Source organism: Streptomyces venezuelae (genome assembly GCF_008642295.1).
GTDB classification, from domain to species: Bacteria; Actinomycetota; Actinomycetes; order Streptomycetales; family Streptomycetaceae; genus Streptomyces; species Streptomyces venezuelae_C.
The window spans coordinates 3,248,027-3,263,255 of the sequence record NZ_CP029190.1; the positions used below are offsets into that span (position 1 = coordinate 3,248,027).

Annotated in this window: 15 protein-coding genes; 9 read left to right on the plus strand and 6 right to left on the minus strand. The window is 72.8% G+C overall.

Features of this window, described 5'->3' with window-relative positions:
- The first annotated feature begins 72 nt into the window (after nt 1-72).
- From DEJ50_RS14140 to DEJ50_RS14150, 3 genes are all read left to right on the plus strand, one after another.
- Nucleotides 73-1,275: a thiolase C-terminal domain-containing protein gene (locus tag DEJ50_RS14140; RefSeq protein ID WP_150208376.1), complete on the plus strand. Its 1,203-nt coding sequence runs from the start codon at nt 73-75 to the stop codon at nt 1,273-1,275.
- A gap of 289 nt (nt 1,276-1,564) precedes the next feature.
- The gene (locus DEJ50_RS14145; RefSeq protein ID WP_150208378.1) at nt 1,565-2,308 is read left to right on the plus strand and encodes a hypothetical protein; all 744 of its coding nucleotides are present in this window, start codon (nt 1,565-1,567) and stop codon (nt 2,306-2,308) included.
- Nucleotides 2,309-2,410: 102 nt separating this feature from the next.
- A complete protein-coding gene (locus tag DEJ50_RS14150; RefSeq protein ID WP_190344476.1) occupies nt 2,411-3,100 on the plus strand; it encodes a hypothetical protein in 690 nt (229 codons plus the stop codon).
- Nucleotides 3,101-3,118: 18 nt separating this feature from the next.
- On the opposite strand, the gene DEJ50_RS14155 is transcribed toward DEJ50_RS14150, so the two are convergent.
- From DEJ50_RS14155 to DEJ50_RS14180, 6 genes are read right to left on the minus strand one after another with little or no spacing between them, the layout of a single operon-like run.
- Complete coding sequence (locus tag DEJ50_RS14155; RefSeq protein ID WP_150208380.1) at nt 3,119-4,453, minus strand: class I SAM-dependent methyltransferase; 1,335 nt, start codon at nt 4,451-4,453, stop codon at nt 3,119-3,121.
- A complete protein-coding gene (locus DEJ50_RS14160; protein ID WP_150208381.1) occupies nt 4,450-5,028 on the minus strand; it encodes a dTDP-4-dehydrorhamnose 3,5-epimerase family protein in 579 nt (192 codons plus the stop codon). Before DEJ50_RS14160 ends, DEJ50_RS14155 begins: the two co-directional genes overlap by 4 nt.
- The gene (locus tag DEJ50_RS14165; protein ID WP_150208383.1) at nt 5,025-6,128 is read right to left on the minus strand and encodes a DegT/DnrJ/EryC1/StrS family aminotransferase; all 1,104 of its coding nucleotides are present in this window, start codon (nt 6,126-6,128) and stop codon (nt 5,025-5,027) included. The genes DEJ50_RS14160 and DEJ50_RS14165 overlap by 4 nt, the downstream gene beginning before the upstream one ends.
- Nucleotides 6,125-7,060 carry an NAD-dependent epimerase/dehydratase family protein gene (locus DEJ50_RS14170; RefSeq protein ID WP_150208385.1) on the minus strand — a complete coding sequence of 312 codons (936 nt, stop codon included), beginning with the start codon at nt 7,058-7,060 and terminating at the stop codon, nt 6,125-6,127. The genes DEJ50_RS14165 and DEJ50_RS14170 overlap by 4 nt, the downstream gene beginning before the upstream one ends.
- Entirely contained in the window at nt 7,054-8,376 is a 1,323-nt protein-coding gene (locus tag DEJ50_RS14175; protein WP_150208386.1) for an NDP-hexose 2,3-dehydratase family protein, read from the minus strand. The genes DEJ50_RS14170 and DEJ50_RS14175 overlap by 7 nt, the downstream gene beginning before the upstream one ends.
- Nucleotides 8,373-9,422 (minus strand): glycosyltransferase, encoded by a 1,050-nt coding sequence (locus DEJ50_RS14180; RefSeq protein ID WP_150208388.1) that lies wholly within the window; start codon nt 9,420-9,422, stop codon nt 8,373-8,375. The genes DEJ50_RS14175 and DEJ50_RS14180 overlap by 4 nt, the downstream gene beginning before the upstream one ends.
- 195 nt (nt 9,423-9,617) lie before the next feature.
- Between DEJ50_RS14180 and DEJ50_RS14185 the strand changes: the two genes are divergently transcribed.
- From DEJ50_RS14185 to DEJ50_RS33915, 6 genes are read left to right on the plus strand one after another with little or no spacing between them, the layout of a single operon-like run.
- On the plus strand, nt 9,618-10,580 hold the full coding sequence (locus DEJ50_RS14185; RefSeq protein WP_150208390.1) for an LLM class flavin-dependent oxidoreductase: 963 nt from the start codon (nt 9,618-9,620) through the stop codon (nt 10,578-10,580).
- Nucleotides 10,581-10,634: 54 nt separating this feature from the next.
- A complete protein-coding gene (mpaB, locus tag DEJ50_RS14190; protein ID WP_223838113.1) occupies nt 10,635-11,690 on the plus strand; it encodes a daptide biosynthesis RiPP recognition protein in 1,056 nt (351 codons plus the stop codon).
- A gap of 10 nt (nt 11,691-11,700) precedes the next feature.
- Entirely contained in the window at nt 11,701-12,528 is an 828-nt protein-coding gene (gene mpaM, locus DEJ50_RS14195) for a daptide-type RiPP biosynthesis methyltransferase (RefSeq protein ID WP_150208391.1), read from the plus strand.
- Nucleotides 12,525-13,793 (plus strand): daptide-type RiPP biosynthesis aminotransferase, encoded by a 1,269-nt coding sequence (gene mpaD / locus DEJ50_RS14200; protein ID WP_150208393.1) that lies wholly within the window; start codon nt 12,525-12,527, stop codon nt 13,791-13,793. Before mpaM ends, mpaD begins: the two co-directional genes overlap by 4 nt.
- Nucleotides 13,790-14,995: a daptide-type RiPP biosynthesis dehydogenase gene (mpaC, locus tag DEJ50_RS14205; protein ID WP_150208395.1), complete on the plus strand. Its 1,206-nt coding sequence runs from the start codon at nt 13,790-13,792 to the stop codon at nt 14,993-14,995. Before mpaD ends, mpaC begins: the two co-directional genes overlap by 4 nt.
- A 40-nt stretch (nt 14,996-15,035) precedes the next feature.
- Nucleotides 15,036-15,206: a daptide-type RiPP gene (locus tag DEJ50_RS33915; protein ID WP_190344480.1), complete on the plus strand. Its 171-nt coding sequence runs from the start codon at nt 15,036-15,038 to the stop codon at nt 15,204-15,206.
- Nucleotides 15,207-15,229: the final 23 nt, after the last annotated feature.

The window sequence follows — 15,229 nt, forward strand, 5'->3', positions numbered from 1 at the left end:
TAGGGCGTGGGGCCGTGGATGCCCAGGCCTGGGGATGTACCGATCAAGCGAATCTGATGTACCGTCAGATTCATGGTCACCGTCACGGGAAACGCCACGGGAAACGCCACCGGAACGGAACGCCGCAGGGTCGCCGTGGTCGGCGTCGCCCTCTCGGACTGCGGACGGGTCGACGGCCCGACCCCGTACGCCCTGCACGCCCAGGCCGCGCGCCGCGCGCTCGCCGACTCCGGACTGGACCGCTCGGTGATCGACGGCTTCGCCTCGGCGGGCCTGGGCACGCTCGCACCGGTCGAGGTGGCCGAGTACCTCGGGCTGCGGCCGGCCTGGGTGGACTCCACCTCGGTGGGCGGCTCGACCTGGGAGGTGATGGCAGCCCATGCGGCCGACGCGATCGCGGCCGGCCACGCCAACGCCGTCCTGCTGGTCTACGGCTCCACCGCCCGCGCCGACATCAAGGCCCGCCGCCGCACCGCCAACCTCTCCTTCGGCGCCCGCGGCCCGCTCCAGTTCGAGGTCCCGTACGGCCACACGCTGATCTCCAAGTACGCGATGGCCGCCCGCCGCCACATGCACGAGTACGGCACCACCCTGGAACAGCTGGCCGAGGTCGCCGTCCAGGCCCGCGCGAACGCCGCGACCAACCCGGACGCCATGTTCCGCGACCCGATCACGGTAGAGGACGTCCTGTCCGGGGAGATGATCGCGGACCCCTTCACCAAACTGCACTGCTGCATCCGCTCGGACGGCGGCTGCGCGGTGCTGCTGGCGGCCGAGGAATACGTCCCGGACACCGCGAAGGACCCGGTGTGGGTCCTGGGCACCGGCACCTCCGTCTCGCACACCACCATGTCGGAATGGGAGGACTTCACGGTCTCCCCCGCCGCCGTCTCCGGCCGGCTGGCCTTCGAACGGGCCGGCCTGCGCCCCGCCGACGTCGACCTCGCCGAGATCTACGACGCCTTCACGTACATGACCCTGGTCACCCTGGAGGACCTGGGCTTCTGCGCCAAGGGGGAGGGCGGCGCCTTCGTGGAGAAGGGCCGGCTGCTGCGCGACGGGGAGCTCCCGGTCAACACCGACGGCGGCGGCCTCTCCGCCTGCCACCCGGGCATGCGCGGGCTGTTCCTCCTGGTGGAGGCCGTCCGCCAGCTCCGCGGCGAGGCAGGCGCCGGCCAGGTCCGCAAGGCCGGGGGCCGGCTCCCCGAGGTGGCCCTGGCCTCCGGCACCGGCGGCTGGTTCTGCTCCTCGGGGACGGTGATCCTGGGGCGCTAGCGGGGTCCGGGAGTCCCCCCAAACGGCACGGGTTCGGGGAGGCGACCATGGGCACCAGCATCCTGGTGGGCCAGCGGACCCCGGCCGCGGCGCTGGAGGTGCTCCGCTACCACCTGGACCGGATCTTCACGGCGCCCGAACCCGCGCCGTGACACCGGCCTGTTCGGGCAGTTCCGTGCCCCTTCGGGCTGCCCTTTCCGCCCTTGCCGGCGACCGGCCGCGGCCGCAGCATCGATATCGGTACCGGTACCCGATCCGGGTGGGCCCGCCCGCGCGAGAGGAAGCAGCCATGCACCCCGACCGGCAGCACCAGAGCGAGCAGGAGCACCACCGGATCGTTCCCCGGCGTACCGACCCCGCCCCGGCCGCCATCACCCCCCGGATGGCGGCCGCCGGGCCCGTCGCCGGCATGTCCCCCGCCGCGGCGCTCTCCCTCCAGCGGACGATCGGCAACACCACGGTCGCCCGGATGATGCAGCAGGGAGGCCGTCGCAGCGGCCCGTCGGCCGGCCCCTCCCGGCGGGGGTCGACCTGCTCCATCGAGAGTCTCGGCGGCGGGGCCACGGTCGAGAGCTCCGGCCGCACCGGACGCGGGGCCGCCGGGGGTTCCGCCCCGGTGACGAGGGTCATGGTCTTCGACGGGGATTTCCAGATCGAGGGGGACGCGCAGTATTTCCTCGGAAACGTCTTCGAGGGCAATGCGTTCACCGCCGACAGCCGGCAGCCGGCCGGCCATGGAGACGAACCGTTCGTAAACTTCACGCACGAAGACCACTACCTCGGCAACACGTTCAACATCCAGGGCACCATCACCCTGAGCGGCGGCGTCTACTACGGCAACACCTTCAGAGCGCAACGGATCGTCATCCGGGGCAACTCCGTGTTCGTGGGCCGCAACAACGTCCTGCAAGGCGAGGTCGAGGTCGAAAATCCCGACCAGGTGGCCCAGGAGATCTACCTCGGCGAGATCACAGGCGCGCACGCCACCCGCATCACCCCCAGCCCGCCCGGCTCCCCGCTGCGGAATCGGTGACTGGCCCCTGGCCTGCGAACATCCCGGCCCGCCGGGTGTCTTCGGCTGCCCTTGATCGTTTGAAGCGGCGCGTGGATCTCGGGTGGTCGCATTCGGGCGAGGGTGCGCAGGCTGGCGGGCGTTGCGCTGCCGGCGCTGTGCGCCTGCGGCTGCCTGGCACAGTCCCAACCGGCGCTCCCCGCGTCGGAGCAGGGCCGTGATGACCTGATCAAGGCCGCCCAGCAGATGCTGGTGGACCGATGCATGACGGCCCGTGGAGCCGCGGGGCCGCCTCCGCAGGAGGAAACACTGTTCGGGACCGGCCCTGCCGAGTTGTCGGTCAGTCTTGCCACCGGCTACACCGTTCGTGCGCACACCGACGGCTGCTTGGCCGAGGCGCATCGCTCCCTCTACGGCGACCAGGCCCGCTGGTTCCGCGCAGAAGTCGTGGTCAACAATCTGCGCCCGACGGCCCAGGCCCGGCTCGATGAGGACCCCGAGTACCGGGCGGCACTCGCCCGACGGGCCTCGTGCAACGACCAGGACACTCGATGTCATCGGGCGAGCGGGCTGGACGCGCTGCGGAGGAAGCTGGAGCCCGGCCGTCTCGCCGAGATCCGGGCTGAGCACCGCATAGAAATCACCACCTACGACCAGTTGCGCGACCGCGCACTGCATCTACTCTCGGGCCCATCAGGGCGGCCACATGACCATCTGTCTCACCCCTGGCCAGGAGGTCGACTACAACGGTGCGGCCAACGACAGCGGCGACTCGCACACCTGGGCCATGAGCTGCTGAACAGCTCGTTCTGACGCCGACCGGCCCCGTCCCTAGAGGACCCGGACCTCCGGGGTGTAGAGGATCCACCGGCCGCCGGCCGCGCGGAACTCCTGCTCCTTCGCCGTGATCTCCTCCGCGTGGTTCCACGCGAACAGCAGCGCATAGTCCGGGTAGGGGGCGGCGAAGGCCTCCGCCGGGCGGACCGGGATGTGGGAGCCCGGGGTGAGCCGGCCCTGCTTGGCCGGGGTGGTGTCGCAGACGAACTCGATCAGCTCCGGGCCGATGCCGCAGTAGTTGGCGACCGTCGCGCTCTTCGCCGTCGCCCCGTACGCCACCACCCGGCGGCCCTCCGCCCGCAGCCGCCCCAGCAGCTCCGTCAGCTCCTCGCGGGTCCGCCGCACCCCGGCCGCGAACCGCTCCAGGGTGGCCGGCTCGGCCAGCGCCGCCGCCTCCTCCTCCGCCAGCAGCGCGGCCACCGCCGCCGAGGGGGCCTGGGCGCCCTGCCGGGCCAGGGTGTAGCGGACCTCGCCGCCGTGCACCGGCAGCCGGACCACGTCCACCAGCTCGAAGCCGTACCGGCGGGCCAGATTGCGTACCGAGCGGGCCGTGAAGAACCAGTAGTGCTCGTCGTAGATCTGGTCGAAGGAGGTGCGCTCCACGATCTCGCCCAGGTACGGGTCCTCGAAGACGAACACCCCCGTCGGCTTCAGCAGCGCGTCCAGCCCGCGGAAGACCGACTCCAGGTACGGGATGTGGCACAGCGTGTTGGCCGCGTACACCACGTCCGCCCGGCCCTCCGCGGCGGCGATCTCGCGGGCCGTGGACTCCTCGAAGAAGGCCGTCCGGACCCGGACGCCCTTCTCCCGGGCCCGGTCGGCCACCCCCGCCGACGGGTCGACACCCAGGTGCCGTACCCCGGCCGCGGCCACGGTCGCCAGCATCACCCCGTCGTTGCAGCCGAGTTCCACCACGAAGGCGTCCGGGCCGGCCGCCGGGCCGGCCAGCAGCTGCCGGGCGGTGTCCTCGAAGTGCCCGCGCATCACCGTCGATCCGGAGGAGTGGTACGGGTAGTCCTCGTGGAACATCCGCTCCCGCGGGACCTCCTCCATCAGCTGCACCATCGTGCACTCCCCGCACAGGCCCACCGCCAGCCGGAAGAAGAACTCCCCCTCCGTCTCCCCGGGGCGCGGGAAGGCATCGGAATTGGGCTGGGCCCCCAGATCGAGGAACTCGGTCAGCGGTCCGGCACAGGCACGGCATCGAGCGGTGCCGGTCGTGGCCGTCGTGCCAGTCGTGGCCGTCGTGCCAGTCGTGGCCGTCGTGCCAGTCGTGGCGGTCGTGGCGGTCGTGGCGGTCGTGGCGGTCGTGGCGGTCGTGGTGGTCATCGGTTCTCCTGAAGGGTCGCAGGGGTGAAGGTGGGGAGCAGGCCGCGGTCGGCCGCTTCGGCGAGGGTGGGCGCCCGCCGGTCCCGGTCCGAGAGGACCGGGGTGAGGTCCGCGGGAAGCGGCAGCCCGAGCGCCGGGTCCAGCACGGACACGGCGAGCTCGTGCTCGGCGACGTAACCCGTGGACAGCAGGTAGGACATGACGGTGTGGTCCTCCAGGGCCACGAAGGCGTGCCCGACCCCGGGCGGGAGGTACACCGAGCGGAAGCCCTCCCCGTCCAGCAGCACCGAGTCCCAGGTGCCGAACGCCGGGGAGCCCACCCGCAGGTCCACCACGAAGTCCAGGGCTGCGCCGCGCGGACAGTGGACGTACTTCTCGGTGCCCGGGGACACCGCGGTGTAGTGCACGCCCCGGACCACCCCGCGCCGCGAGACGCTCTGGCTGGCCTGCCGGACCGGGAAGAGCGGGCGGAACTCCCGCTCCTCGTAGGTGGAGACGAACAGCCCCCGGTCGTCGCGGTGCAGCTCCGGGGTGAATGCGATCGCCCCGGGCACCGCCAGCTCGCGCGCCTTCACCCGCACACCTCGCGCAGCGCCTCGATGACGGTGTCCTGGAGCTCCGGCGGCAGCGACGGGTACATCGGCAGCGAGAGGATCTCCCCGGCCAGGGCCTCCGTCACGGGCAGCGCGCCCGGCCGGTAGCCGAGGTGCGCAAAGCCGGACATGGTGTGCACCGGCCACGGGTAGCTGATGTTGAGGGAGATCCCGCGCTCCTTGAGCGCCGCCATGATCTCCGCCCGGCGCGGGTGGCGCACCACGTAGACGTAGTACGCGTGCTCATTGCCCGGCGCGGTCCGCGGCAGCACCAGGCCGGTCCCGGCCAGGCCCTCCTCGTACCGGCGGGCGACGGCCCGGCGGCCCGCCACATAGGCGTCCAGCCGGCCCAGCTTGCGGCGCAGGATCTCGGCCTGGACCTCGTCGAGCCGGCTGTTGTGGCCGGGGGTCTCGACGACGTAGTACCGCTCCTCCATGCCGTAGTAGCGCAGCCGGCGCAGCCGCCGGTCGGTCTCCGGGCCGGAGGTGAGGACCGCGCCGCCGTCGCCGTACGCGCCCAGCACCTTGGTCGGGTAGAAGGAGAACGCCGCCGCGTCGCCCATGGTGCCCGCGAGCCGGCCGTGGTGGCGGGCGCCATGGGCCTGGGCGCAGTCCTCCAGGACGGCCAGGCCGTGCTCGGCGGCGATCCGGCCGACGGCGTCCATGTCCACGCACTGGCCGTAGAGGTGGACGGGCAGCAGGCAGCGGGTCCGGTCGGTGAGCGCGGCCTCGATCCGGCCGGTGTCCATGAGGAAGTCCTCCTCGCGGACGTCGACGAACACCGGGACGGCGCCGACCGCGTCGATGGCCAGTACCGTCGGCGCGGCCGTGTTGGAGACGGTGATCACCTCGTCGCCGGGGCCGATGCCGAGGGCCTGCAGGGCGAGTGTGATGGCGTTGGTGCCGTTGTCCACGCCCACGCAGTGCGCGGCGCCGTGGTAGGCGGCGAACTCGGCCTCGAAGCCCTGCACGCTGGCGCCGAGGACGAGCTGCCCGGAGGAGAACACGGTCTCGACGGCGTCGAGGATGTCCTCGCGTTCGGCCTCGTACTCCCGCAGGTAGTCCCAGACGTAGGTGGTCATGCGCGGTCGTCCTTTCCAGGGGTGCCGCCGGTCAGGGCGGCGGCGGTACGGGCAAGGCCCTCCGGCAGCGGGACCCGCGGGGCCCAGCCGGTGGCGGTGCGGAAGGGGGCCGGGTCGGCGGTGACGTCCCGGAAGTCGGCGGCGGCGGCGTACGGGGGCGCCTGGACGCGGAGCACCGGTACCGGCGGGCGGCCGGTGCGGGCGGCCACCGCGCCGGCGAGGGCGTGGAAGACCTCGCCCAGCGGGAGGCTGCGGCCGGTGCCGACGTCCCAGTGGGTGCCGGCCAGGGCGTCGGCGTGGGCGAGGGCCGCGGCGAACGCGGTGGCGGCGTCCCGGACGTACAGCAGGTCCCGGCGGACCGTGCCGTCGTGCCACAGGGTGACCGGCTCGCCGGCCGCGGCCCGCCGGGCCATCGCCGAGACGACTCCGCGGCCGGCGGCCCCCGCACCGGTCGCCGGGCCGGTCGCCGGGCCGTAGACGGTGGGCAGCCGCAGGCTGATCCCGCGGACGGCTCCCTCGGCGGTGGCCCGCTCCAGGACCCGCTCGGCGGCCCGCTTCCCGCGCTCGTACGGGGTCGGGGCACCGGGCCCGGACGGCGGCACGGTGGAGGCGAACAGCACCACGGGCGGCTGACCGCCCCGGGCGGCGAGCGCGCCGACCAGGTCCGTCATCAGGCGGGCGGCCGGGCCGTCCCCGGCTGCCCGCCAGTTCGCCGGCCCCGACAGCTCGGCGGCCAGCTGGACCACCACGTCCGAGCCGGCCACCGCCTCGGCCGTCCGGCCGGGTTCGGTGAGGTCGGCGGTACGGTGCTCCGCGGCCGGAAGGTCCGCCGGGCGGCGCGAGACGGTGCGCAACCGGGCGCCCCCGCGGGCGAGTTCGGCGGTCACGGCCGATCCGATGAACCCGGACGCGCCGAGCACGGTGATCAGCATGTGGCGTCCAGGCAGGCGAGCAGGGACCGGGCCTGCATGTTCACGTACGGCCCCAGGTGCAGCAGTTCCCGCAGCTGGCCGGGGGTCACCCAGCGGTAGTCCGGGTGTTCCGGGCGCCCGGCGGCCGGGTCGAGTTCCACGATCAGGTGCCGGCTGCGCGAATGGTGGAACCGGCCGCCCTCGTCGGAGAGCACGGTGTCGAACCGGACCGCCTCCGGTGCCGCGCCCAGCACCTCGGCCAGGAAGGCGGGCCGGGCGGCGGCCGGCAGCAGCTCGTAGTTCTCCGGGGTGCACTGCACGGTCGGGGCGAGCTCCGGACCGGCCAGCGCACCGGCCTCCGCCCGCAGCTGCACCAGTATGTGCGGAACGCCGTCGATGCGGGTCAGCAGGAAGGCGAGGACCCCGGTGTGGCGGGGGGCGATCATCGGCTGGTCCCAGCCGCCCACCTCGCGGCCGGCGGCCTCCACACGGACGCCGATCACCTCGAAGAACCGGCCGCTGTCGTGGCCGATCCGGCCGTCGGCCCGGCGCCAGCCGGCCAGCCGGTCCAGCGGCAGGCGCTCCCGCAGTCCGGTCCGGGACCGGGACCGGGCCCGGTTGATCCAGCCGAGGATCTCCCCGGTGCCGTGGAGCGCAGGGCCCGGCTCGGCCGGCCCAACGGCCACGGCCGTCCCGGCGGGCACGGCGGGCACGGCGGGCAGGCAGGACAGCACGGACCGGGTGTCCATGTTCACCAGGTCGTCCACGGCCAGCAGCCGGCGCAGCTCGGCGAAGGACAGCCAGCGGAAGCCGGGGGCCGGTTCCCCTGCCCCGGCCTCCGGCCCGGCTTCCACGATCATGTTCCGGTTGCGCTTGCCCAGGAACCAGGAACCGTGCTCGGACAGCCGGAGGTCGGCCGTCACCCGCTTCGGGTCGGCCGCCAGGAAGTGTTCCAGATACGGGACTTGGGCGCCGCGGTGGACGCCGGTGTAGTTGCTGCGGGTCGCCTGCACGGTCGGCGAGAGCTGGAGCCCACCCCAGTTGCCCGGTTCCGGTTTCAGCTGGATCAGGGCGTGCGGCACCCCGTCGACACGGGCGGTCAGCAGGCCCAGCAGGCCGGTCTCCGGCTGGTTGATGATGGGCTGCTGCCAGTGCGGCACCGGATGGCCGGGCAGCCGGACGCCGAGCCCCTCGACGGAGAAGAACCGGCCGCTGCGGTGCCGGATCCCGCCCGCCGCCGGATCGGTGTCCCAGTCGGCCAGGGCCTCCAGCGGGACCTGCTCGGCCCGGGTCCATATCCGCTCCCGGGCCTCGGTCACCCAGTACGGGACGCTCATCGCAGCACGCTCCCGGCCGGCAGCACGTCCTCCAGGAAGGCCATCTGGTGCCGCATCGCGGTCCGGAAGTACCGGGTGTAGCGCTCGGCGTGCTCACCGGTCATGGTCGACAGCGGTACGCACAGGGAGACATGGGTGCCCCGGTCCACGAGCGCCAGGCCCTTCCAGACGGTGCCGCCGGTCGCCAGCGCATCCTCGACCGCGGCCCCGAGCGCTTCCGTGCCGCCCTGCCAGCCGCGGGGCAGCACCAGCTCGCCGCGCTCCGCCAGCCCGCCGTACCACTCCAGCAGGTCCAGCCGGGTCGCGGCCAGTTCACGCTCCCGCAGCCGGGCATCGGAGAGCGCCCGGTAGCCGGCCCGGGCCTCCCGCGGGGTCTCGAACCGGGCGATCTCCTGGGTGAACTGCCGTTCCAGGCTGTGCGTCCGGGTCCGCGGGTCGTCGAGCAGGGTGACCGTACGGTCCAGCAGGGTGGTGCAGCGCTCACCCGCATCGGCGAACCGCAGCCACAGGTCCCAGTCCTCCAGCCCGACCGGGGACTCCCGCCAGCCGCCCACCTGCTGGGCCAGACCGGCCACGTGCCCGGCACAGGAGTTCTCGAACAGCGGGCTCATCAGCTGGATTTCGGGGTGCCAGACCAGGGAGACCGGATGGGCGGTGCTGGTCACCGTGCCCGCCTCGGTCATCTTCCGGGCCCGGCCGGCGACCCAGCGGGCCCCGCCCTCGAACGCCTCCCACATCCCCGCGAGATGGCCGGCCTCCCAGACGTCGTCATGGTCGAGGTAGGCGATGAACTCGCCGCGCGCCTCGTCCAGTGCGATGTTCGTGGGACCGGACTGGGAGCCGAACCGCCGGGTGCGCAGCAGCCGGACCCGGGGGTCCTGTGCGGCCACCGCGGCGACCACGGCGTCCGTGTCGTCATCGCTCGCGTCCGAGACCACCAGCAGTTCCCAGTCGCGCATGCGCTGGGCGCGTACGGAATCCAGGGTCGACAGGATCGCCGTGCTGCGGTTGTACGTCGGGCAAATGACGGTGATGCGCGGTGGCATGTCGTGTGACCTTTCCGAGCGCGACCTTTTCAAGGTCAGGTGCGACGGAGTATTCCACCGGGCCGGACTTCCCCGTCCCGGGGCGGGGAAGGGGCCGGAAAGGACTCTCCTCGCGGCGGGTGTGCAGCCTCTGGACGGTCCGTAGATTTGCTGTTGTCCGGCCGAGAGGTCGGGAAACGCAAACGGAGTGAGAACATGACCGCGTATTCGGTGCTCATGCCGTTCCTGCCTCGCCGGCCGGAACAGCTGCTGCCGTACGCAGCCCTGGTGGAATGGACCGATGCCCACCGGCTGTGGCAGGGACAGGCCATGCTGGTGGAACCCTTCCAGGGATTCGCCTCCGCGGCCGGTGCCGGCTTCCGGGTCCCCACCGGTCTCGGCGTCACGCTGATGCCCCTGCGGCATCCGTACGAGGCCGCCCACCAGGTCCGGTCACTGGCCCTGGCCACCGGGGAATCGGTGGTCGCGGGCTTCGGGCCGGGAGGCAAGTCCTTCCAGCGCGGTCTGCTGGGCGAGCCGTACGCCAGTCCGCTGACGGCGGCCCGCGAGTACCTGACCATCATGCGGGGCCTGCTCTCCGGGCAGGCCGTGGACATGAAGGGCGAGTACTTCTCCTGCCACGCCGGAATGGGACCGGCGGTGGCACCCCGGATCGATCTCGGTCTGGGGGTGCTGCGGCCGGGGATGGCCCGGCTGGCCGGCGAGATCGCCGACGCCGCCATCACCTGGCTGACGCCCGCGAGCTACCTGGAGGGCACGGTACTGCCGGCCATGCGGGAGGGCGCCGGCACCGCCGGACGCGGCACTCCGCGGCTGACGGCCATCGTCCCGGTGGCGCTGGACCGGCCCGGCCGGGAACCGTCGGACATGGTCATCGCGAGCAATGCGACGCATATGAAGGCACCGCATTACATCGACATGCTGCGGCAGGCCGGAATCGACATTTCCGGACTGGAACTCCCGGCAGCGGCGAAGAGAATGATCGACGGCGGTGCATTCGTGCACGGCGATATCGACCGGGTCGTCGAACAACTCGACACCTACCGGAAGGCCGGGGTCGAGGAAATCATTCTCAATCTCACCGGTGTCTTCAACGTCCATGGCCAGAATGCCGTCATGGACGACCTCAAGACCATTCTTTCAGCAGTCTCTCGATAACCCGAAAACCAGTCGTACAGGGGGGTGGAAATCATGAACGGTAGCGGTAACCGTATGTCCGTGGCCAAGCAGCACGTGATGTCCTGGGGTGTGGGCCGGGCGCTGTCCGGCCGGGCCGGGGAACCGGCCACGGGCGCCGGTACGGTGGTCCTGGAGAACGCGGAACACCTACCGGCCCTGCTCGGCTCGGACCTGGTCGGCCCGCACTCGGTGATCCTCTCCCCCGGAGCCGTCGAGACCGAGGGGGCACCGCTGGTCGTCGGGTACGAGGGCTCGCTGAGCGAACCCGGCGGCGACCTCTCCATCGACGACGAGTTCTTCCTCCAGTCCCAGGACTACGCGACCTCCGCCTATATGTCGGTGATCGGCGCCACCCTGGTCCGGATCACCGAGGAGGCCGACTTCGAGGCCTTCCTCGCCGATGCCGACCGGGCCCTCGCCGAGGGCGAGTTCGTCTCCTTCGTCACCGACCCCGCGGTCCAGCTCGCCGACGTCTCCGCCCTGGGCGGCGGCCCGGCCGGCGACGGCCCCGGCACCCGGCTGTGGGTCGGCCCCGAGGGCGAACTGTCGGTCTCCCCCGGCGGCAGCCGGATCGGTACCCTCGGCGACTCCTTCGCCACCGTCCAGGCCGCCTGGGAACACCTCAACTCCACGAGCGACAAGCCCTGTACGGTCTCCCTGGGCGCCGTCCTGCCGGAGCCGGACCGGGCCGCCGCGCTCGCCGAACGCCCCTGGCTGGGCCGGTACCTGGCCGCCCTGAACGCCGTACGGGAACTCCGTGCCCGCGGTCTGGGCGAGGCACGGGTCTCCGGATTCGGCGGACGCCTGGCGCCCGCCGTCCAGAGCGAGACCACCCGGCCCGCCGACCTCACCGACGCCGAGCTGCCGCTGCTGCTGTGGACCGACGAGGCCGCGTACCTGCACGCCTCCGGCCGGACCTTCCGGATCAACCGGTCCGCCGGTGAACTCGCCGAGGCCCTGCTGGTGCACGGCTCCCTCGACGCCGCAGCCGCCCACGCCGACCGCGACGCCCTGGCACGTGTGGAGTCCTCCTTCGCCGCCGCCGGTGTGCACCTGCGCTCCGGCGAGCTGCTCGGCGCGGGGAAGTGAGCCCGCGGCCATGGCCCTTGCACTGACTCCGCTCTCCGTACCCGGCGACGCCGGCCGGCTGATCGCCGGACTCGGCGACCGGGCCGAGCTCCACGACCTGTACGACCCGACCGGTTCACCGGTCTACCACGACCTCTCGGTCCGCGACACCCACGAGGTGCGCGAACTGATCGCCCAGGTCCGCCGTACCCCGGGGGACGTCCTCGAACTCGCCGCCGGATCCGGCCGGCTGACCCTGCCGCTGCTCGCACTGGGCCGCTCGGTCACCGCACTGGAACTGTCGGAGGGCATGCTCGGCCTGCTCGCCGAGCGGCTCGCCGAATCCCCGGCCCGGCTGCGCGAGCGCTGCACCCCCGTCCACGGGGACATGAGCTCCTTCGCGCTGGGCCGCCGGTTCGATGTGATCGTGCTGGGCACGACCACGATCTCGCTGCTCGACGCGGCCGGACGGGCCGGACTGTACGCCGCAGTGCGCGAACACCTCGCGCCCGGCGGCCGGTTCCTGCTCTCCACCGCCGAAATCGCCGAACGTGCCGACTCCGGCGCGCAGACGGACGCCGAGGCGGTGTTCGAGGTGACCGGCGCCGGCGGCTCCGACTACCGGATGCACGAGTACTGGCCGGCCGGAGCGGAAACCCGGACCGTCACCATCTTTCCCGCCCCGATCCCGGACAGCGGCCCCGTCACGGTGTGCACCACCACCGTCGGAGTGCTGCCCGCCGACCGGCTGGCAACCGAACTCGAACAGGCCGGCCTGTCCGTCCTGGCCCGGCACCCGCTGCCGGCCGGCGGCTCGCGCCACCACGACGTACTACTGGAAGCAGGTGTCACGGCATGACCGCCCTCTGGGCCTCCCTGCTCGCCCCGCACGACCAGGGGCGCGACGACCTCTGCGCGGTGTCCGCGCACGGCGTCCGGGTGCGCTACGCCGACGGCACCGAACTGCTCTGCGGCTCCAGCGGCCTGTGGAACACCAACATCGGCTACGGCAACACGGCGATCGCCGAGGCCGCTGCCGAGGCGCTGCGCGAGGCCTCGTACCTGAGCACCTTCCGGTACGAGAACAGCTATGCCCGGCAGGCCGCCGAGGCACTGATCGAGGTCAGCGGCCCCCAGGACTACAAGCGGGTGCTGTTCTCGACCTCCGGCGGCGCCGCCAACGACCTGGTGATGAAGCTCGCCCGGCACTACCACGCACTGCGCGGCGACGACCGCCGCAAGGTGGTCGTCGGTCTGCGGGGCAGCTACCACGGCCTGACCTACGGCAGCTTCTCGCTGACCGGCGACAACCTGGGCCAGCAGCTGTACGGCGTGGACCAGCGGCTGGTCCGGCATGTCACGGCGAACGACCCCGCCGAGATCGGCGCACTGCTGACCCGGCAGGGCGGCCAGATCGCCGCCGTCGTGGTCGAGCCGGTGCTCGGCTCGGGCGCGGTCGCACTCACCGAGGAGTACGTGGCCGAACTGCTGCGGCTGCGCGAGGAGTACGGCTTCCTGCTGGTCGCCGACGAGGTGGCCACCGGCTTCGGCCGGACCGGCAGCTTCTTCGCCTCGCAGCGCTGGCCGGCCGCCCCCGACCTGGTGGTCAGCTCCAAGGGCCTCACCAACGGCACGTCCGCCGCGGCGGCCGTGATCGTCTCCCACCGGGTGGCGGACGCCTTCGACGAGGCCGGTGCACTGCTGTCGCACGGGGAGACCCAAGCCGGCACCCCGGTCACCTGCGCCACCATCCTCGCCACCCTGGCGGAGATGCGCCGGCTGGACGCCGTGGCCCTCGGGCAGCGGCTCTCGGAGCGGCTGGACACCGAGCTGGCCCGGCTGACCGCCGAGGACCCGTCGGTGTCCGGGACCACCGGTGCGGGCTGCTTCCGCTCGGTCCGGGTGACCGACGGAACCGCCGCCGGCGCACCGCTGCCGCAGGCCGAGGTGCCCGCGCTGGTCGCTGCGATCCGTGCGGCGGGCGCCATCGTCCACCCCGGGATCCACGGCATCCAGCTGATCCCCGCCCTGACCTACACCGAGGCCGAGCTGGCCGAACTGCTGGACTGCGTCCGGACCGGCCTGGCCGCGTTCCGGACCACCCGGGAGAAGGCCCTCGCATGAGCAACGGCTGGCACTGCCCGACGGTGATGATGTACGGCGGTGACGAGCTCGCCGCATGGCTCGGCACCCGTACGGAGCGATCCGTCACCCTGCTGCTGGACGAGGGGATCGCCGGCGCGGCGATCGCCGCCTCGGTCCGCGGGCAGATCGAGCGTGCCGGCCGGACCGCACGGACCGTCGTGACCGGCGGCTCCGGCAACCTGACCACCGTCACCGGGCTCGCCCGGCAACTGGCGGACACCGAACTGGTGATCGCGGTCGGCGGCGGCTCGCTGCTCGACCAGGCCAAGCTGGCGGCCCTGCTGGCCGCGGACCCCGGAGCCGAAGACCGGCTCAGGGTGCCGCAGCGGTGCGGGCTGATCCTGCTGCCGCCGGCGCAGCACCGCGGGCCCCGGCTGGTCGCCGTGCCCACGACGCTGGGCACCGGGTCCGAACTCAGCGCGGTCGCCTGCCTGGCGTACCCGCAGGGCAAGCGACTCGTCATGGGCGGCTCGCTGCGGCCGGACGCCGCGGTGATCGACCCGGAGGCCACGGCCACCCTGCCGTACGCACTCCTGGCGGAGGGCCTGCTGGAGGTGCTGTTCCGGATCGCCGGACAGTACGCCGGCGACCACCGGGACCTGCCCACCGAGGACGCGCTGGCCGAGGCGCTGGCGGTCCGGGCGGTCCGGCTGGGCGCCGGACTCCGGTCCGCCGACGCCGGGCTGCGCGCCGAGATCGCCAAGATCAGCGGTCTCAGCCACGGAGGCTGGGTACTGCTGGGCCGGGCACCGTACGTCGGCAAGGGCTGGTACCTCGCCAACGAGCTGTCGACGGGACTGGGCCTGCGGAAGATGACCGCCGTGGCCGCGCTGCTGCCGCCGCTGTGGTCCGCGATCGCCGCGGGCGACACCCGGCTCGGCTCGGCCCGCCGGCTGGACCGGCTGTGGCGGCTGCTGCGGACGGCCGTGCCGGACGCGGAGCTGCCCGAGGACCCCGGTCCGGGCATCGCGGCCCTGATCGACTCCTGGGGAGTCGGGCGGGAGATCACCGCGGACCCCGCGGAGCTCACCGCGGTCGCCCGGAGCTCCGTACGGGCCTGGGGCGCGGGGCTTCCGATGCTCGACGGCCTGCGTGCCGGGGACATCGAGTCCCTGCTGCACCGGGCGGTCCCCACCAAGACTTCCGCTCGCGGAGAGCTCACGCTCACCGCCTGCGGATGACCGAAACACACGTCAGAACAAGGAAAGGAGGTGCACACACATGAAGGAGAACCTGAACCAGGACTTCGACGCGGCGCTCGAGCTCGGCATGCAGGAGCTGGAGGCCATGGAGGCCCCGGGCTGGTGGTCTGTCGGCGCGTACATCAGCGGCGCCGGCGTCAGCGGTGCGGTCACGTACAGCATCGTCGCCACCGCCATCGCGACGACCTGATGACCGTCGTCCGACCGATCCCA